Raw genomic sequence first — 17,640 nt, 5'->3', positions numbered from 1 at the left:
AGTCGATCAACTTCCAGCTCCGCAAAATCACCAAGAATCGCGGTCATTTCCCCGACAAGGACGCCGCGATGAAACTGCTCTATCTTGGACTGCGGAACATATCGACGCACCGCGGCGGTGATTCAGGGACCGGAACGCACGGTTGGAAGGTGGCATTGAACACTCTGGTTCGCCTCTTCCCAAACCGGCTGACCTTCTGATAGTATTCGCTTAAGCGGCACATCCTCCGATTTACACAAAAATCGTGACAGGCTCCGGCGTCCGGCATAGTCGCGAACCGGAAGTTGGTCGGCTTCACGCCGGTCACCGCGACCCCGGGCGACGGCTTCGGCCCGATCGACATGGCGGCCGCTCGCGCCGGTGCCGTACCGGCGCCACTCAACACACACCCGACAGCGGTGATGAACGCGACCAAGGCTCGCGTCCTGTCGAACGACACCCAGCGCCGACTGCCGGCCATGGCGAACCGCCACCTTTCCCCGCTTAAGCCAAGATCAAGACGCAGACTTTTACACACGCCGATCCGCTCTGGGCCCCTGCGCCTGATCACAATTCGACAACGCTCGATGGCACAGCGGCGCGAACCGTTACAACTCGCTCAACGCGGGGTTACGCCGACGTCGACCGCACCGTAGGGTCCACATCCCAGTTGCTGATCTTGGCGCGATGGAGTGGATACGTGAGTACGGGCAAACGCGGACACGCGACCTGGCAGCGGCGGCTGTCGACGTTATTGGCAGGCGGCGTCCTGGGCGCCGCGGCGATCGTGACGCCCGAAGCGGTGGCGGTCGCTGCGCCCGAAGCGACACCAGCGCTGGCGCCGGCCGCGGACGTCTCCGTGGAACAAGCGATCGCACAGGCCCATCGGACCGGCGCACCGGTCGAGGCAACGTCGGCGGCGTCCGCTACCACGACAGTGACCGCGAACCCCGACGGGACCGTCACCTTCCTCCAGTCGGCGTCCCCCAGCCGCAAGAAGGTCGACGGTCAGTGGCGCAACCTCGACGCCACCCTGATCCGCAACCCAGACGGCAGCCTGTCGCCCCGGTTGTCCGGCACGCCGCTGACCCTGTCAGGTGGAGGGTCCAGCCCGATGGCGGTACTCGGCGTGGCGGGACTGAACGCGGCTATCGGCGCGCCGATGACGCTGCCGGAGCCCACCGTGAGCGGCGCGACGGCAACGTACTCCGCAGTGCTGCCCGGTGTCGACCTGCAGGTGACCGCACACACCAGCGGCGGATTCTCCGAGGTGTTCGTCATCCAGGACGCGTCCGCCGCCGCCAACCCGGCCCTGGCAACCCTCGCCCTCCCCCTGTCCACCACCGGCCTGACGGTTGCCACCGACAACGCCGGCAACCTGACCGGCACGGACAATGCCGGGCGCATTGTGCTCACCGCCCCATCGCCCAGCATGTGGGATTCGGCCAACCCCTCCACAGCCAGCACCCTCGACGCGGCCGGGATCTCCCGCACCGCCGAGACCGGGCAAGCGGCGACCTCCACGGCTAAGGGCCCCGGCGCCACGGCACACCGGTCCAAAATGGGCACGGCTGTGCGCGGCGGCCGACTCGAACTGACCCCCAACAAGACGCTGCTGTCGGCCGCGACGACCCGCTTCCCGGTCTACATCGACCCCACGTTCGAATGGCAACCCGCCGCCGGCACCTTCAGCGGCTGGGCTACCATCAGCAAGAACTACCCTGACACCAACTACTGGAAGAGCACACCCGACCCGCACGGGCGTATGCAGGTCGGCTACTCCGGCTCCATCCTGTCTCGCACGCTGGTGAACTTCACCATCCCGACCTCCGTGCTGGCCGGCGCCACGCTCGATACCGCCAAACTCAACATGAAGGAAACCTGGGCCTACTCGTGCAGCGCACGCTCGGTGAACTTGTACGCGCCCACCGGCACCCTGAGCGCGTCGAACGCGACGTGGAACTATTGGGACGGCATCGCTCTGGGCTCGGCCGTCGACAGCCAGAACGTCGCCTACGGCTACGACTCGTCCTGCCCTGCCGACGCCATTCCGTTCGACGTGAAGAGCACGGTCCTGGCCGACGTCAACGCAGGAAAGAAGACTCAGACCTTCCTGCTGGCCGCCGCCGACCAGTCCGACAAGTATGCCTGGAAAGAATTCCTGGAAACCGGCCCCAGCCTCGAGATCAGGTACAACCACACAACGAACAAGCCTAGCGGCCTGCACACGTCGCCGAGCACCGCGTGCAACGGCAGCATCATCGGTGAAGGGTCGGTGACTCTGTACGCCACCGTGTCCGACCCCGACAAGGGCACCGTAGGCGCTGCCTTCAAGGTCTGGGTCACCAGCTCCGGTACGACGGTGACCACCACCGATCCGCAGCAGCTGTACTACACCAGCGGCAGCACCGCCGTCCTTCGGGTCCCAGTCGACAAACTGAACAGCTACACAGCCGCGGGGGGCGCCACCAAGTTCTCCTGGACCGTGCAGGCCACCGACTACAAAGCACCCAGCAGCTGGTCGACCACCTGCAGCTTCACCTACGACCGCACCAGACCGGGGCAACCGGAAATCGCGCCGGTGACTTCAGCAGCCATCGGGCAATCGCTCGACATTGCGATCAGCCCGCCCGCGACCGGCACTGTACCGACCAGCTATCTCTACCAGCTCAACGGCGGCCCGTACGGGACAGTGAACGCCACCGCTGGCGCCGCCACTGTCACCATCATCCCCACCCGATTCACCAATACCATCACCGTGACCAGCCGATCGGCCGGCGGCAACATCGGTGGTACCTCACCAATCACCTTCAACGCTGACCCGGCACAAACAGCCGATGACGCCGACCTCAACGGGGACGGAATCGCCGACCTAGTCACCGTCGGCGGCACCCGCGGTATCGCTGCCGGACTGTGGCTGGCCTCGGGCAAGAGCAACGGCAAACTGGGGCCCGCCGCCGCGAACATCGGCTCACACGGCAACGGCATTTTCGCCCCGGGCACCGTGGGCAGTCCGACTGACTTTACCGGCGCCCAGCCCATCACCGGCCACTTCGGCGGCCCCCTTCAAGACGTTCTCGTCTACTACCCGCCGGGTAGCGGACGCAACGAAGGCGGTGCCGTGATCCTGCGCGGCAACGGTGACGGCTCCACCATTCGGGCCGAACTCGACCCCAACTACACGAAGATTGACGACACTGCTCTCAAGGGCCTCGATTTCAACGACTTCCAAGAGGTTCTCAGCCCGATCCAGCTGGCTAACGCCGGGGCGCACACCAACAGCTATCCCGACCTGATCGGCATCGCCAGCAAGCCGGACAACACCTACTTCCTCGCCTACTACCCCAACAATGGCGTGAGCGGCGGCTACTCCGCGCAGCCGCTACCCACCAAGACCCCCGCCGGCGGCACCGACTGGAACACCTGGACGATCACCTCGGCGCAGACCGCCACCGGCACAGCTCTGTTCCTCTGGAAGGCATCCACCGGGCAGCTCTACCTGTGGAACAACGTCACCTTCAGCGCCGACACCGGAACCCTGGCCTACACCCAATACCAATTGTCCGTAAGCTTCAACACCGGCAAGAACCTCGCCCTGTACGCCGCCGACATCAACGACGACGACACCGCCGACCTGTGGACGGTCGGTGACGGGGCCGCCGCAACCGCCTGGCTCGTCAGCGGCCTCAACACGGGCACCGGCACCGTCGCCGCGCAGAGCGCCCAAAAGGTTCTCACCGGCACCCACGCGTGGATGCTCAACGACTACACCAGCCCTGACGCCACCAAACCGCTGACCGCATACAACAATCCGGCCAAGGACAGCATCGGCACCCTGCCCGCCACCGCGACAGCCGCCACTGGCGCCAACTGGCACGGCCAAGACCTGTTCGACCCCGACCTCGAGCTCACCGGCACCACCAGCCTGACCACCAGCACCCAGGCGATCGACACCACCACCGACTTCACCCTCGACTTCTGGGCCAAACCTGCCGCGACCGGCGGAACCGTGCTGTCGCAGGACGGCACCAACACCGCCGTCTTCCAGATCTACGCCGAACCCACCAGCCGCAGCTGGCGATTTGTCATGAGCAACGGCGACACCGTATCCCCGACCTGGACCTACGCCATCGCCCCGAACGGCAGCTTCACACCCGGCGTCTGGGCACACGTCACCGCGAGCTACACCAAAACCACCGGGGTGATGGACCTGCACGTCAACGGCAAAGACCTCGCCCGCGCCGTGCACCTGACACCCTGGATGGCCAGCGCCGCCAAGCCATTCCGGATCGGCGCCAACCGGATCAGCGCCACTGCCTTCGGCAGCTACTTCACCGGGCAGGTCGCCGAAGTGCAGACCTTCAACCAGGTCGTCATCCACGACGACGGGTACCAGCCCACCCGGGACTTCGACGGCGACGGCAAGAACGACATGATCGTCCGGCACACCGACGGCACCCTGCGTATGTACCGCGGTAACGGCGCCGGCGGGATCATCGGCGGCGACGGCAGCTACATCCGCATCGCCACCAGCTGGGGCAACATGAACGAAGTCTTCACTCCCGGCGACTTCGACGGCGACGGCAACAACGACATCATCGGCGTCTACTCCGACGGCGTCCTACGGCTCTACCCCGGCAACGGCGCCGGCGGCCTTATCGGCGGCTACAAAGTACTCGCCAACAGCTGGAGCAACATGCACGAACTGTTGTCCCCCGGCGACTACAACGGCGACGGCAAAGCCGACATCATCGGCCGCTACTCCGACGGCGTCCTACGCCTGTACCCCGGTGACGGTGCCGGAAGCCTCATCGGCAGCTACACCACCCTAGCGACGCAGTGGAACAGCATGCGCGAACTGTTCTCCCCCGGTGACTTCAACGGCGACGGCAAAGCCGACGTCATCGGCGTCTACTCTGACGGCGTTCTCCGCCTCTACCCGGGCAACGGCAACAGTCCGCTGGGCGGCTACACCGCCCTGGCCCCCCAATGGGGCAACATGAGCCTGCTGTTGTCCCCCGGCGACTTCAACGGCGACACCCACCCGGACATCGCCGGCCGCTACTCCGACAACGTCATGCGTCTATACCGAGGCAGCGGCGCCGGCACGATCATTCCCACGAACGCCAGCTGGACCTCATTGGGCACTGACTGGAGCAGAGTCGCCTGGGCATCCTGACTCGCTGAAGACCGCTACCACGCCCGCTGACCGCAACCGCCGGAGGCCCGGGGCATTTGCGCCGGGCCTCCGGCCTCACGCGAGCACACAATTACCGAACTCGGTACTGGAGGGCAGCCGCGCGAGTGGTTGCCGTCTCAAGCCATCAAGCCTCCCGGTGGCCGGCCTGCGAACGAAGCGCGGTTCAGCCGCAGGAGTCATCGGTTGAGGGGGCGAAGTTTCGCATCCTCGCACCCCGGTGGCGCGGATGGCCTACGGCGCCGCGATCCGACCGGCGTCATGGTCGGGATGACCAACTCCGCGGGACTGCCTTGGCACGCCGCCTTGCAGTGGCATGGGAACGAGAATCGCCGAACTGGTGTCATCGGTGGCGGCCGGCCTCGGGGTGAACGTGTGCAGCAGCATCGGTATCCCGTACACCACGACCAGCCACGCGGCCGTGTAGATCCGGTCGCCCTGAGTGATGTTGGGGTGGCCGAACTGGTTCGCCAGCCCGGCCGGCAGCGCGGCGAGCACCGCGAACGCCGCCGTGGTACGCAACCGCAGCACACCCCACACCCCCGCCGCCCACGCGACGACCTGGAACGGTTCCTGCAACTGCCCGGCAAGCCATTGCTGCCAAAACTCGCCGTTGACCGACAACCAGGTACCGACCGGTTCGGCCACATCCGGCTGCCGGAAGTGGTCGGTGAGCAGATCCTGGATGGTGTCCGCGCCGCCCGGCCAGCCGAGCCCGCGGGAGAGCAGGAACATGCCGGCCGCCGCGGCAAGCGCCACCGCGATCACCATGCCGGATCCGTCCGGCAACCGCTCACCGCGGCGCCGGGCGAACAGAAGAACAAGCCCGAGTACGCCGGCGAGCGCGACGGCGAACAACAGAAACTGCGAGTACTTGACGAACGTGCCCACTGCCAGGCCCGTGGCGAGCAGCGCCACTCCGCGCCCGCGGTTGCCGGTCAGCGCGTAGACCGCGCCCAGCAAGCAGGCCATCATCAGCGTGATGGTCATTCCTTCGGCCAGCGGTGCCATCATCCAGTTGCGCATCGGCAGGATGAGCAGGAGCACCTGTCCCAGCAGGGCCAGGGGGAGCGGCATGCCGAGCCGGCGCAGTAACAGGAAGGCCAGCACGCCGGCGAGCAGCGTCCAGGCGAGGGTGGTCGCCCACATCCCCGCCCGTGGCCCGGCCACGACCACGGCGGGCAGGTAGAACAACGAAACGGCCGGCCGGGACAGGAAGATGTCCTCGTAGCGGGTCGACGGGATCGACCTGTCGCGGGTGATCGCCGGGCCGTACCGGGTGCCGGGACCTTCCCCGTTCTGCGCGTGCAGCCGCTTGACGCAGCTGTCACCGGCGCGGTCCCGCTGGGCCGGATCGGAGCCGGCGACCTCGATCACCAGACTCGGCCGGCGGTATTGGCTGCAGAAGGCCTGGATGGCCTTCTCCCGGCCCTGCTCGCGGCTGTCGCCGAGAAGGCCGTACACCTGGGTGAGGTATTCGGTGGAGTCCGGGTAGAAATTCCCCGGCGCGTACGGCAGCTGCACCAGCGTGAACAGCGCAGCAACCACCACCACCCAGACCCAGGGCGCGGTCCGTGCCGCGTCTGGTGCTTGTTCCGTCGTCATCCGTCCCGCGCCACCCTCGGCCACGGGGCCGATCGATCAGTCTCTGTTCGGCCGGGAGCCTAACCCCAGGAGATCATTTCCGGCTACTCCACCGAACAACTCGAGCAGGTCACAAGACGGGCCTCGGGTCGCACACCTGCGGGTCGTGCCGCCGCCGGTCTGAGTTGGCGAAGGCAGTGAGTTGGCGAAGCTTCAGGAAGGCGCGCGCAGGCCGTCCAGCGCCAGCGCGAGCACCCGGTCGCGCTGCGCGTCGTCGACGAAGGCGCCCGACATCAGGCCCGACACCATCCGCAGCAGGTCGTCGAAGTTGGCGTCCGCGCGCACCACGCCGGCCGCCTGGGCCCGCGCGAACAGCGGCTCGCCCGCCGCGTACATCGTCTGGCGGCAGCGCGCGAACAGCTCCGACTCGCGGTTGAGCGCCTCGATGATGGCCCGCTTGGTGACCGCGTACTCCACGAACTGGTCGAGCCACGCCATCAGCGCCTCCCACGGCGGCCGCGAGGCGACCTCGGCGGCCACCGCGGCCAGCTGATCGATCTCGGAGACGTACACCGCCTCGAACAAATCCCGGCGCTTCGGAAAATTTCGGTACAGGGTGCCGATGCCCACGCCGGCCCGCCGAGCGATGTCCTCCAGTGAGGCGTTCGTCCCATCCGTTGCGAACGCCGTCCGGGCAGCGGCAATCAACGCGTCGTAGTTGCGCCGGGCATCCGCCCGCATCGGGCGCCGAGCATCGACCGCCGCCATGACGAGACTCACCTCATAAACCAGTTGCGAACCGGAGGCACCCCTCCACTAATGTGGAGGCATGCCTCGACTTTATCAGACCTTCGGCGTGCTCTCGGCCGCCGCGGCCGCGTTCGCGCTGATGCAGTCGCTGGTGACGCCGGTACTGCCGACCATCCAGCACGACCTGCACACCGACACCGGCACGGTCACCTGGGTGCTCACCGCCTGGCTGCTGGCCGCGTCGGTGGCCACCCCGCTGATGGGCCGCATCGCCGACATGATCGGCAAGGACCGCGCGCTGCTCGTCGCCCTCGGCGCGATCGCCCTCGGCTGCCTGCTCGCGGCGATCGCGCCCAGCATCGGGGTGCTCATCGTCGCCCGCGTCCTGCAGGGCCTCGGCGGCGCGATCTTCCCGGTCTCGTTCGGCATCATCCGCGACGAGTTCCCGCCGCACCGCGTCACCTCGGCGGTCGGCGTCATGGCCGCGGTCATCGCCTCCGGCAGCGGCCTCGGCATCGTGCTGGCCGGCCCGATCGTCGGCGCGCTCAACTGGCGCTGGCTGTTCTGGATCCCGATGATCGTCGTCACGCTGGTCGGCATCGTCGCCAAGTTCGTCGTCCCCGCCTCGCCGGTCGCAGCCCCGGCAAGGTCAACTGGCTGGCCGCGGTGCTGCTGTCCGGCTGGCTGGTCGCGCTGCTGCTGCCGCTGAGCAAGGGCACGACGTGGGGCTGGGGCTCCGGCCGTACGATCGGATTGCTGATTTTGGCAGTTGTCCTTTTCGCCGCCTGGTTCGTCGCGGAGCTCCGCTCCGCCAACCCGCTGATCGACATGCGCATGATGCGGCTGCCGGCGGTCTGGACCACCAACGTCGTCGCGCTGCTGTTCGGCGCCACCATGTTCGGCGTCTTCGCGTTCCTGCCGCAGCTCATGCAGGTGCCCAGCGCGACCGGCTACGGTTTCGGCGCGAGCGTCACCGAGGCCGGCCTGCTGATGCTGCCGATGATGGTCACGATGGCCGTCTTCGGCTCGCTCTCCGGCCCGCTCACCCGCTGGTTCCCCGGCAAGGTCCAGCTGATCGCCGGCGCCGCCCTGGCCGCCCTCTCCTGCTTCTCGCTGGCCACCGAGCACGGCTCGCGGCCGCTGGTCGCCCTGGCCGGCGGCGTCTTCGGCATCGGCCTGGGCCTGGTCTACTCCTCGATGATCAGCCTGATCGTCCAGAGTGTCCCGATGCACCAGACCGGCGTAGCCTCCGGCATGAACACCAACATCCGCACCATCGGCGCCTCCCTCGGCACCGCGGTCGTCAGCTCGATCGTCGCCGGCCACATCAGCACGACCGGCCTGCCCGCCGAGTCCGGCTACACCGAGTCGTTCCTGATCCTGGCGGTGATCGCGGTAGCGGCGATCGGCGTAGCCCTCCTCGTCCCGGCGGCCCGCCGCCGGCAAACCCCCGAGCGGGCCGAGGCACTGCCGGAACTCACGCCGGTCGAGGTCTAAACCCACATATCGTACGAGTCGAGCACCGTCCCACGCCGAGCGGCGACCGCCCCGCGGTCGCCGCCGCGCTGTAGTAGCAGGCCGGCCACGCTCACCCGGTCCGATTGAGCCGTGATCCGCTGCGCTCTTCTGGTTTCCAGGAGAATGCACTGGCGCGAATCTCGGAACAGCGATATCGGCCGCCTGTGGGCAGCCCCAGCGCGGCGGCGAGCCCCGGGCGAAGCGGCTCGTCCAGCTGGCCGGACAATCGCCGGTCGACGGTTCGGATCGAGCCCAACTGTTGAGCCGCTGCCCACCGGGACGCACGGCGTCGTCTTCGCCACGCACCCACAAATGGCCGAGCCTGTCCCGAAACCAGTTGCGGCATGTTCTCGCCTGGGCACGCCGGACCGGCGCTGCCGCGACAACCGCCTCTTCGGGCGCCGATTCGGATGCAGTGCCCCGGCCACCGGCTCCGATACCGTCCCCGGGTCGGTCTCCCGCCGCGCCCACCGCCGCGACCTGTTCCGCAACGGCGGTCTCCGGCACGACCTGCTCCGGCATTGTCTCCTCCGGCATGCTTGGCGGCGGCTCCGGCGGGACTGCCGGCCGGCTGGGTGCCTGCGCGGACGTTGCGGACGCGGACGCCGCCGCGCCGCCGTCGTGCCACCCGGCTCTCAATTCCTCGTCGCTCGGAATGTGGCCGTAAATGGAACGCAGCTTCCGCGCGTGGCGCTGTGTCATACCCCAAACGCGATGCCGCTGATGCTCCCGGCGAAATTCCTTGGCCTCGGCGGAATAGTTGCGGCGCTTCGTCGTGTCGCGCATCGTCGCCAATTGCGCGGTGGTGAACAACTGCAGCTGCCGCATAAACCATTTTCCCGCAGACCGACCCGGCCCAACCACTGTTCGATCATCCCGACGGGCAGCTAGTTTTCACGGAATCCGAAGGCACCGAGGCATCCAGCTGATTGGTGAACAAACAGACAGAAGCACGCCCGCTGGGCCAAGACCAACCCCAGGACGCTTAGCATCGCCGTGATGACCAATCCCGGAACACGACCCGACGCCCCCACCGACCGCGCTCGAACCGAGGAGGCCCTGCGGCTGCTGTCCGACGTACCGCTCGGACTCGACGTCGCCGTCAAGCGACTCGGCCGAGGCAGCGGCGTCTACGCCTGGTGGGCGACTCCTTCGATCTTTCCCGATTTCTCCGGTCCTCCGAACCGAGCCGACCCTTCGATGCGGCTGCTGTATCTCGGCCGGGCGACCAGCCTGCGAGGCCGGATCCTGCGCAACCATCTGCGGCGTTCGGGCAGCTCTACGCTACGACGTACGCTCGCCGGGCTTCTTGTCTCGGAGGGCTACTCAACGACTTGGACCGACCGTGTGGTCCTGATCCCGGCGGACGAGGCACGGCTGACCGCGTGGATGTCCGCGCATCTGCGGTTGACGTGGGCCGAGGACCCGGAGCCGGCAACCATCGAGGCCGAACTGGTCAGCCGCCTGCGCCCGCCACTGAACATATCGGGCGTCGACCCCAAACACGTTCAGGCGGCGGTAGTGGCCGCCAAAAACAGATACAACAACTCGGCCCGTCCGCCCGAGCCCTCGCCGGCGCCGTGACCCGGTTGCCCGACGCGTAGGGCATATACCGACGCGCGCTCACGGCCGCGATGATTGCGCGTTATCGAGCGCGGTTCCGGTCTGTCAGTGGGGCAGGCCGCGGTCTCGGAAGCTGTAGATGTTCGTGGCCGGCGCCAGTACCTGCTGTCCCGCCGCAGTGGCCACCAACTCGACGCTCGTAGCCGGCCCGTCGTCGGTCCACCAGTTCCGCTCGTCGTCCACGGCCGCCAACGCCGCCTGCAGCGGCTGAATGGTCAGGTCGACGGCGACCTCGACGAATCTCTTGCGTAGCAGCGAGTGCACCGCCTCCAGCAGACGTGGCACGTCGTCCGCCGGCGACTCGTGGTCGTAGTCGAGCCCCGGCCGCCACATGGCTAAAACGTCGAGGAGCATTGCGCTCTGCGCCGCCCCGATTTTGCCGCTGCCCGCTTGTCGGCCAGGTCACTCGTTGTCAAGCTCGCCGACCCCTTCCGGCTCGTCGAACGTGAGAACCAAGCGGCTGTGGTAGACGCCTCCGGAGGCACGTTTCAACCTCGGCGGACTGGCCGGCTCGACGTCCTCCGTCCAGACCTTCACCGCCCGGAAGCTGAACCCGTCCTGCTCGGCGGCCTCGGCCCGCAACCATACGTTCTGACCCGCTACGAGCTGCCGAAAACCGCCCATCGCGATCGCCGAGAAATGCACCCAGCAACCGCCTGGGACAGCCGGTCCGTCGATGACTCCCCAGCCCTCGTCCACGTGGAACTCACGCACAACACCGCTGTCGGCCATGTCGCCAGTCTGCACGAACATGTCCTCTCGCCGTTACAAGATCATGAGCGTTCTCATGTCGCCGATAATTGCGCGGCAAGGACTACCTGTAATCGCAGGGCCGTCGACCGGCCGGCGATTCAGAGGTTCGGCAGGTAGCGCGTGCGGCTACCGTACGTTCGATCCTCGAGTTCCACGAAGGCCAGGCCGGGGACCTCGGGTACGAGTTGCCCGTAAAGGTGTCGGGCGACCAGCTCGAAGGTCGGGCGGAACGGGAACCGGTCGGTCCACGACCCGTCGCTGAGCAGGTCTGCCCAGGCGGCCAGCCGGGCGGACAACGCATCAGTGTCGAAGAACCATCCGCGTTCGGTGAGGTTGCCGGTACATTTCGCCGGTGATGGCCGGCTCGCTTGACAACCCGATCGCGTTTCTCGATGTCGACGGCACGCTGCTCCCGTTCCGCGCCCGACCGACTGATCCTGCTCGACCGCAGACCAGCCGTGTCCTGCCCGCCGATGACGCACAAGGCAATCCGCTGCTGGAACGGCTCGACCCCGCGGACGGCCCCAAGCTTCTGGCCCTGGGATGCCAACTGGTCTGGGCTACGAGCTGGACGACCGACGCGAACGACCTCATCGCGCCCCGCCTCGGCCTGCCTCAGTTACCCGTCGTCGACTTCCCTGACAACGACGAACCCGCACCCGGTTCGCACTGGAAAACGGCATGCCTCGCCCGATGGGCAGTCGGCCGACCGTTCGTCTGGCTCGATGACGAAATCACCGACGCCGACCGCCGATGGATTCAAATCCATTATCCGGGAACGGCTCTGCTACAACGGGTGGATCCCTCCGTCGGCCTTGCAGATCGCGACTTCGACCACATCCGCGATTGGCTCGCCGAGCTTTAGAAACCTCATGATCGGTTCAACTATCATGCCGCAGACAAGTGCGCGGCGGCGTCCATTGACTCCCGCCGAGGTGGCCCAGGGCCGCCAGTTCCTGACGGCAACCGGGTTGACCCCGTATGCACTGGCTCGACGGGATCGGCCGGCCGTCCTGGTCGACGTGGTCGATGCGGGCGCGACCTTCACCGAGCTGTTCACGCTGATACGGGACTGGATCGAGCAGGAACGCGAGCCGTGGCCGGTCATCCGGCGCAAGCTGCGCTTCGTCGGCGTCACCAGCCGGCGCAAGGCCAGCCCGAACACCTACCGCTGGCAGCAGCACGCTGCCTGGACCCGGACGTTACCGGCCGCCGCGGTGATCAACGTGTCGCTGCCACCGTCGGTCAGGTCAGCCGGGCCACTATGCGGCCGGCCGAGTCGCGGCCCACCACCTCGGTGATGTCGGTCAGATTCATGCCGTCGCGGGCCGCGCCGCTGCGCGGGAGCCACACCGCATAGGCGCCGACCTTGCGTCCCCCGGTCGCGGGCAGCCGATGGACCTCCGCCGTCGCCGTCTCGCCGAACATCGTCACCGACACGCCGGCGATGGCGCCTCGGGCGGTGCCCACCAGGAGGATCCGCCGCGACTCCGGGTCCGGCGGGGCCAGGTACGGCAGCGGCTTGCCGGGCAACGCCGGGGCGCCGCTCTCTCGCAGCGCGAAAGGCGCCGGATCGCAGAAGACATTCGCATTCCCGCGGGCCCGCGCGGCCCGTACGCAGAAAGCCTCGCCGGCCAGCCAGGCCGAGGTCTCCCAGCCGGGCACCCCGGTATCGAGCACGACGGGCCGCCCCACATCTGGAGAGGGCGCGGGATCCGGGGGCGGCCGCTCGGCGGCGCAGCCCGCCAGCGCCGCCACCGTTGCGATCGACGCGATGCGCTTGCTGGCCGGGGACTCGACGGGCGTCCGAAGAGGTAGATCGAGTTGATGCGGCCCTCGGCGCTGCCGGTGAGCAGCGCCGAGGGCCAGGGTCGCACCAGCGGACGATCGGACGGACGTCAGGCGGCCGTGCAGGTCAGGGTGGGCGGCTGGTTGCTGCCGGTCCACGAGCCCAGCATGCCGAACGTGGTGCTCGCCGCGGCGGCGAGGGAGCCGTTGTAGCTCGCGTTGCGGGCGGTCACCGTCGCGCCGGAGGTGGAGATGACGGCGTTCCAGGCCTGGCTCACCTGCTGGCCATTGGCGAAGGTCATGGTGACGGTCCAGCTGGTGATCGGCCTCGCGCCGGCGGTCACCCGTACCTCGCCCTGGAACCCGCCGGTCCATTGACCCACCTGGCTGTAGGTCGCCGAGCAGGAGGCGGTGGCGGGTGGCGTCGTGGGCGGCGTGGTGGATGGCGTGGTGGGTGGCGTGGTCGGCGGCGTCGTGGGCGGGGTGGTCGGGGGTGTGGTGGGCGGCGTTGTCGTGCCGCCGCCCCACGCGGACGTGCCGTCGAGCCAGGCGGCGCGGCGCAGCATCCAGTCGCGCATCACCTGCACCTGGCCCGCCCACGTCGCGGACGTGTCGGTGATGAACGGGCCGATCATCCGGGTGCTCAGGTTGGGCCAGCGCTGGAAGTTGCGAGCGGCCGCGGCGGTCAGCGGGGCGGCGAGCGCGTCCACCCGGGAGTTCAGCGACGTGTTGGACAGCAGACCCTGGCGCAGCGTCTGCCAGCGGGTCTTGAGCTCCTGCTGGAACGCCGGGTCGGTGAGCAGGATCCGGAACCAGTCGGTGGCGTCCGGCGAGCGGGTCTGCTGGTACTGCCAGCCGGCGACCTGGTCGTTACCGAAGTACCCGCCAGTGCCGAAGCTCAGGTCGTAGTCCCACAGCGGGCCGGCCTCGATCGGGCCCTCCCGGTCCTTGTAGAAGTAGGTGCTGCGCAGGTACGAGTCCATCTCGCGGCTCAGCTCGTTCAGGATGATCAGGTCGATCCACGACTGCGTGTCGATCCAGCTGCGGTAGTTCGCGCCGAAGTCGGACCGGTGCAGCATGTCGTGGAACTGCTGGAGGTACTGGGTGAGCCAGGCCTTCTGCTCGGCGTTGAGCGGCGACGGGTCCGCGACCTCCAGGTAGTTCCAGCACGGCGAACCCGTACACGTCAGGGTCGGCTCCTCGGCGGCCATCCACTCGAACTTGAAGATGTAGCCGCCGGTGATCTTGGGCAGGGTGGTGTCGGCCTCTTTGAGCTGTTTGAGGTCGAGCCGGTTCTTGCTGTTCTTGATCGTCTCCTCGAGCATGTAGACGCCCTGGTAGTCGTTCGCGGCAACCGGGCCGGAGTCGGTGTTCAGGTACAGCTCGACGAACCGGTAGCGCGGCGTGGCCAGGCCCATCTCGCGGCCCAGGTCGAAGACGAGCGCCTCGCGGATCAGCGCCTTGTCGGTGAACGGCCCGCGCAGCACCCAATCGGAGTCGGCCGGCATGCCCAGCACCTCGAGGTCGCTGTCGTCGTCGGTGCTGTCGCGGAACTCGAGGCGGTAGGGCGCCTTGTCGAACATCGCCGACGACTGCCCGCGCAGGTGGATGCCCGCGCGGGTGGCCAGGGTGGGCGCCGCGGACACCGAGCGATCGAAGAGCATGGTGGCCGCGTCGACGTAGTCGCGTCCCGGCTTGCCCCGGCCGTAGTCGTCGATCAGCAGCACCGGCAGGTCGTGCTGAGCGTCGAAGTTGCGCGCCACGTAGAGCCCGGTCGCGCCGTCGCCGGAGGCCACGCCGTTGACGAACGCCTGGGCCCGCAGCTGCGTCGTCGAGGTCAGCGTCAGCGCCCGCCCGGGATAAACGGGCGACGCGGCGGTCGGCGCCGAGCCGTCCACTGTGTACCGGATCTCGGCGCCGGCCGTCGGGGTGCTCAGCGTCACCGACACCTGCCCCTGGAAGGTGCCGCTGGGCATCGAGAAGACGATGTCGCCGTCCGCCGCCGCGGCCGGGCCGGCCACCAGGGTCAGGAGCAGACAGGGTACGGCGAGGAGCGCGAGCGCACGCCTAACCATGGGCCAGTTCCTCTCTCGCAACGGTGAAGTGCCGCCGGAGCACCCGCCGCCAGGGCGCGGCCGGGAGGTCGGCGCGCAGGGCGGCCAGACCGACGGCGTACTTGGAGATGGCGATCGGGCGGTGGCCGCGCTGCCACAGCCGCCGGTCGGCGGAGGACACCGCCGCGCCGGTCTTGGTCTCGACAATGCTCATGCCGGGCAGCCGCAGTTGCGGCTCGTCGTCGGTCGTCCGCCAACGCAGCTCGGTGTCGATGGTGACCCGGCTGTCGCCCTCCGGCAGCAGCAGCGTGAACCGCTGGTAGGCGGTCCGCAGCGTGGCGCGCAGGCTCGCCGGGCAGGCGGCCATCCGGTGCCGCGCGAAGACCTCGCCGACGAAGACGTGGTCGATCGTCTCCGGCGAGGAGTGCGGCACCCGGTACTTGACCGTCGTGCCGCGCGGCCCCGGCACCTTGACCTCGAGCCAGCAGGACCCGGAGTCGACATACGTACGCGTACGGATCTTGAACCGGCGCCGCCGCCGGTAGGCCGCGCCCAGGTAGCTCGCCAATTCGGGCGTGTCGAAGTACAGCGACTCGTACGTGAACTGCCGCCGCCCGTCGATCTCCAGCACCCGGGCCGTCGGCGCCAGACCCGCCAGCAGCGCCTCCGCCTCGGCCTCGGGCATCAGGTACTTGCGGTCGACCCGGCTGCACAGCGCGGCCCGCTCCTCGAGCTCGGCCAGGCTCACCACGGGCAGGGCGGCCAGCTGCGCGTTCATCGCGGGTATCCCGCCGGGCTGACCGGCGCCGCGGACCGCACGCCCACGGTGTAGCGGACGTCCACCACCGTCGAGTCGTTGATCAGGTCGATGCGCTGGGCCTGTGCCGCGTGCACCCGCCCGCCGAGCAGCTCCTCCAGCCGCCGGACGAGCTCGTCGCGGTCGGTGATCGCGGCGTCCAGCACGACGATCTGGTGCTCGTGCCGGCGGAGCACGCGCCGGCCGTCGACCACCGCCATGACCAGCAGGATCAGGCCCATCAGCGCCAGGTTGCGCCAGATCGACGAGGTCTCCAGCGCGCCGAGCAACCCGAGCGCCAGCGCCGAGAAGAAGTACGAGACCTCGTGCTGGTCGAGCTCGGTCGAGCGCAGCCGGATGATCGACAGCACCCCGAACAGCGCCAGCCCGATGCCCAGCCCGCCCGCGCCGGGCTGCCCGGCCTGCAGCGCGTCGGCCACCGCCAGCACCCCGACGTTGACGCCGAAGTACGCGACCACCAGGTCGCGCCGGCGGTGGCGCGGCAGATAGAGCCCGACGACGAGCACCGTGACGGCCACCATCTCGGCGCCCAGCAGGGCGAGCTCCTCCATGCCCCATCCCCCTTCGCAACTTCCGGAAAGCTATCGGAAATTGATACGGAGATTACGAGCATAGTTCGATCGAAGTCAATGTCTTGTTCACCTGATGAACCGGTTCAGATGAGATCTACCCCGACCTGCGGGTTAAGCAGCCGATCAGGCGGAACCGAAAGTTTCGGTACGCAGGTGACCCACGATCGTCCCGAAGTTGGCGATCAGCGAGAGGTGCCCCTCGCCCGGCACCAGGTGCACGTCGGCCGATGGCAGGTGCGCCGCCAGCCAGCGCCCGTGCGCGAACGGCACCATCCGGTCCTGGTCGCCCTGCCACAGCGACACCGGCGCCCGGACGTCGGCCGGAGAGAACCCCCAGTCCCGCGCGAAGGCCAGGTCGTCCTCGCGCCAGCCGGCGATCCCGGTCGAGACGGCCGCCCGGAAGGACGCCGCGAGGTACTCGGCGAGCCCGCCGTCGACCAGGGCCCGCTTGTCGACCTCGGAGATCAGGTCGCCGAGCGCCTCGATCATGTCGGCGGCCGCCACCGACTTCAGCGGGGCCGCGGCCGCGGCCAGGAACGCGTCGAGGGACTCCGGGCCGGCCACCGCGGCGGAGAACTCCGCCACGTTCTCCTCGCCCATGCCGTCGAGCCAGTCGAGACCCTCCGCGTCGTACGGCGCCACCGCGGCGATGGTGGCCGCGGCCCGGCAGCGCGTGGGCAGCAGCGCGGCGCAGGCGAGCGCGTGCGGGCCGCCGCCGGACCAGCCGACGGTGACGAAGGTCGGCGCCCCGAGGGCGTCCAGCAGGGCCGCGGTGTCGGCGGCCACGTCGGCGACCCGGCGGCCCGGGTGCGGGGTGGAGGTGGCGTATCCGGGCCGGCTGGCCTGGACCACGCGGAAGCCGCCGGCCAGGGCGGCGTCGAAGACCGGGGCGTAGCGGACCGTGCCGGACGGGGTGCCGTGGTGCAGGACCAGCGGGATCGCCGACGACGGCCCCTCGACCAGGTATTCGAGGGTGCGGCCGTCGGGAAGGGAGAGATGCTGCAT

General features: G+C 68.6%; 16 protein-coding genes and 1 pseudogene. 7 read left to right on the top strand and 10 right to left on the bottom strand.

Annotation, left to right across the window (positions count from 1 at the left end; all coding sequences use genetic code 11):
* Together ACFQS1_RS15980 and ACFQS1_RS15975 are read left to right on the top strand one after the other, a co-directional pair.
* Positions 1–200, top strand: a pseudogene (locus ACFQS1_RS15980) (IS256 family transposase); the annotation flags it as partial.
* 479 nt (positions 201–679) lie between these two features.
* Complete coding sequence (locus tag ACFQS1_RS15975; protein ID WP_378968644.1) at positions 680–5,158, top strand: FG-GAP-like repeat-containing protein; 4,479 nt, start codon at positions 680–682, stop codon at positions 5,156–5,158.
* 252 nt (positions 5,159–5,410) lie between these two features.
* Here ACFQS1_RS15975 and ACFQS1_RS15970 read toward each other — a convergent pair whose 3' ends face one another.
* The gene (locus ACFQS1_RS15970) at positions 5,411–6,781 is read right to left on the bottom strand and encodes a hypothetical protein (RefSeq protein WP_378968642.1); all 1,371 of its coding nucleotides are present in this window, start codon (positions 6,779–6,781) and stop codon (positions 5,411–5,413) included.
* 192 nt (positions 6,782–6,973) lie between these two features.
* Entirely contained in the window at positions 6,974–7,528 is a 555-nt protein-coding gene (locus ACFQS1_RS15965; RefSeq protein ID WP_378968640.1) for a TetR/AcrR family transcriptional regulator, read from the bottom strand.
* Positions 7,529–7,589: 61 nt separating this feature from the next.
* On the opposite strand from ACFQS1_RS15965, the gene ACFQS1_RS15960 reads away from it, so the two are divergent.
* The 3 genes from ACFQS1_RS15960 (at position 7,590) to ACFQS1_RS15950 (ending at position 10,612) form a co-directional block, all read left to right on the top strand.
* Positions 7,590–8,219, top strand: coding sequence for an MFS transporter (locus tag ACFQS1_RS15960; RefSeq protein ID WP_378968638.1), 630 nt, complete (start codon positions 7,590–7,592; stop codon positions 8,217–8,219).
* Positions 8,177–9,007, top strand: a complete 831-nt coding sequence (locus ACFQS1_RS15955; protein WP_378968636.1) for an MFS transporter — start codon at positions 8,177–8,179, stop codon at positions 9,005–9,007. Before ACFQS1_RS15960 ends, ACFQS1_RS15955 begins: the two co-directional genes overlap by 43 nt.
* A gap of 1,020 nt (positions 9,008–10,027) precedes the next feature.
* Positions 10,028–10,612, top strand: coding sequence for a GIY-YIG nuclease family protein (locus tag ACFQS1_RS15950; RefSeq protein WP_378968633.1), 585 nt, complete (start codon positions 10,028–10,030; stop codon positions 10,610–10,612).
* A gap of 84 nt (positions 10,613–10,696) precedes the next feature.
* On the opposite strand, the gene ACFQS1_RS15945 is transcribed toward ACFQS1_RS15950, so the two are convergent.
* From ACFQS1_RS15945 to ACFQS1_RS15935, 3 genes are all read right to left on the bottom strand, one after another.
* Positions 10,697–11,005, bottom strand: coding sequence for a hypothetical protein (locus tag ACFQS1_RS15945; RefSeq protein WP_378968631.1), 309 nt, complete (start codon positions 11,003–11,005; stop codon positions 10,697–10,699).
* Positions 11,006–11,053: 48 nt separating this feature from the next.
* Complete coding sequence (locus ACFQS1_RS15940; protein ID WP_378968628.1) at positions 11,054–11,404, bottom strand: cold shock domain-containing protein; 351 nt, start codon at positions 11,402–11,404, stop codon at positions 11,054–11,056.
* Positions 11,405–11,502: 98 nt separating this feature from the next.
* Positions 11,503–11,700: a hypothetical protein gene (locus tag ACFQS1_RS15935; RefSeq protein WP_378968626.1), complete on the bottom strand. Its 198-nt coding sequence runs from the start codon at positions 11,698–11,700 to the stop codon at positions 11,503–11,505.
* Between the two features lie 59 nt (positions 11,701–11,759).
* On the opposite strand from ACFQS1_RS15935, the gene ACFQS1_RS15930 reads away from it, so the two are divergent.
* Positions 11,760–12,269, top strand: coding sequence for an HAD domain-containing protein (locus tag ACFQS1_RS15930; RefSeq protein ID WP_378968655.1), 510 nt, complete (start codon positions 11,760–11,762; stop codon positions 12,267–12,269).
* 25 nt (positions 12,270–12,294) lie between these two features.
* Positions 12,295–12,705 (top strand): hypothetical protein, encoded by a 411-nt coding sequence (locus tag ACFQS1_RS15925; protein ID WP_378968624.1) that lies wholly within the window; start codon positions 12,295–12,297, stop codon positions 12,703–12,705.
* Here the strand turns inward: ACFQS1_RS15925 and ACFQS1_RS15920 are convergent.
* The 5 genes from ACFQS1_RS15920 to ACFQS1_RS15900 form a co-directional block, all read right to left on the bottom strand.
* Positions 12,650–13,084: a hypothetical protein gene (locus ACFQS1_RS15920; RefSeq protein ID WP_378968622.1), complete on the bottom strand. Its 435-nt coding sequence runs from the start codon at positions 13,082–13,084 to the stop codon at positions 12,650–12,652. The genes ACFQS1_RS15925 and ACFQS1_RS15920 overlap by 56 nt on opposite strands.
* Positions 13,085–13,302: 218 nt before the next feature.
* A complete protein-coding gene (locus ACFQS1_RS15915) occupies positions 13,303–15,267 on the bottom strand; it encodes a CotH kinase family protein (protein ID WP_378968620.1) in 1,965 nt (654 codons plus the stop codon).
* Positions 15,260–16,024 (bottom strand): polyphosphate polymerase domain-containing protein, encoded by a 765-nt coding sequence (locus tag ACFQS1_RS15910; RefSeq protein WP_378968617.1) that lies wholly within the window; start codon positions 16,022–16,024, stop codon positions 15,260–15,262. Before ACFQS1_RS15910 ends, ACFQS1_RS15915 begins: the two co-directional genes overlap by 8 nt.
* A complete protein-coding gene (locus ACFQS1_RS15905) occupies positions 16,021–16,614 on the bottom strand; it encodes a DUF4956 domain-containing protein (protein ID WP_378968615.1) in 594 nt (197 codons plus the stop codon). The genes ACFQS1_RS15910 and ACFQS1_RS15905 overlap by 4 nt, the downstream gene beginning before the upstream one ends.
* Positions 16,615–16,758: 144 nt before the next feature.
* Positions 16,759–17,640 carry an alpha/beta fold hydrolase gene (locus ACFQS1_RS15900; protein WP_378968613.1) on the bottom strand — a complete coding sequence of 294 codons (882 nt, stop codon included), beginning with the start codon at positions 17,638–17,640 and terminating at the stop codon, positions 16,759–16,761.

This window comes from Paractinoplanes rhizophilus (genome assembly GCF_042664765.1).
Taxonomy (GTDB): domain Bacteria; phylum Actinomycetota; class Actinomycetes; order Mycobacteriales; family Micromonosporaceae; genus Actinoplanes; species Actinoplanes rhizophilus.
This window is presented reverse-complemented; position numbering and strand designations above follow the sequence as displayed.

What these genes read in the sequence shown, in the direction of transcription:
- ACFQS1_RS15905 (WP_378968615.1), bottom strand. Translation starts at nt 16,614, where the DNA reads ATGGAGGAGCTCGCCCTGCTGGGCGCCGAGATGGTGGCCGTCACGGTG.
- ACFQS1_RS15945 (WP_378968631.1), bottom strand. Translation starts at nt 11,005, where the DNA reads ATGCTCCTCGACGTTTTAGCCATGTGGCGGCCGGGGCTCGACTACGAC.
- ACFQS1_RS15930 (WP_378968655.1), top strand. Translation starts at nt 11,760, where the DNA reads ATGGCCGGCTCGCTTGACAACCCGATCGCGTTTCTCGATGTCGACGGC.
- ACFQS1_RS15960 (WP_378968638.1), top strand. Translation starts at nt 7,590, where the DNA reads ATGCCTCGACTTTATCAGACCTTCGGCGTGCTCTCGGCCGCCGCGGCC.
- ACFQS1_RS15925 (WP_378968624.1), top strand. Translation starts at nt 12,295, where the DNA reads ATGCCGCAGACAAGTGCGCGGCGGCGTCCATTGACTCCCGCCGAGGTG.
- ACFQS1_RS15970 (WP_378968642.1), bottom strand. Translation starts at nt 6,781, where the DNA reads ATGACGACGGAACAAGCACCAGACGCGGCACGGACCGCGCCCTGGGTC.
- ACFQS1_RS15900 (WP_378968613.1), bottom strand. Translation starts at nt 17,640, where the DNA reads ATGCAGCATCTCTCCCTTCCCGACGGCCGCACCCTCGAATACCTGGTC.
- ACFQS1_RS15910 (WP_378968617.1), bottom strand. Translation starts at nt 16,024, where the DNA reads ATGAACGCGCAGCTGGCCGCCCTGCCCGTGGTGAGCCTGGCCGAGCTC.
- ACFQS1_RS15965 (WP_378968640.1), bottom strand. Translation starts at nt 7,528, where the DNA reads ATGGCGGCGGTCGATGCTCGGCGCCCGATGCGGGCGGATGCCCGGCGC.
- ACFQS1_RS15950 (WP_378968633.1), top strand. Translation starts at nt 10,028, where the DNA reads ATGACCAATCCCGGAACACGACCCGACGCCCCCACCGACCGCGCTCGA.
- ACFQS1_RS15940 (WP_378968628.1), bottom strand. Translation starts at nt 11,404, where the DNA reads ATGTTCGTGCAGACTGGCGACATGGCCGACAGCGGTGTTGTGCGTGAG.
- ACFQS1_RS15915 (WP_378968620.1), bottom strand. Translation starts at nt 15,267, where the DNA reads ATGGTTAGGCGTGCGCTCGCGCTCCTCGCCGTACCCTGTCTGCTCCTG.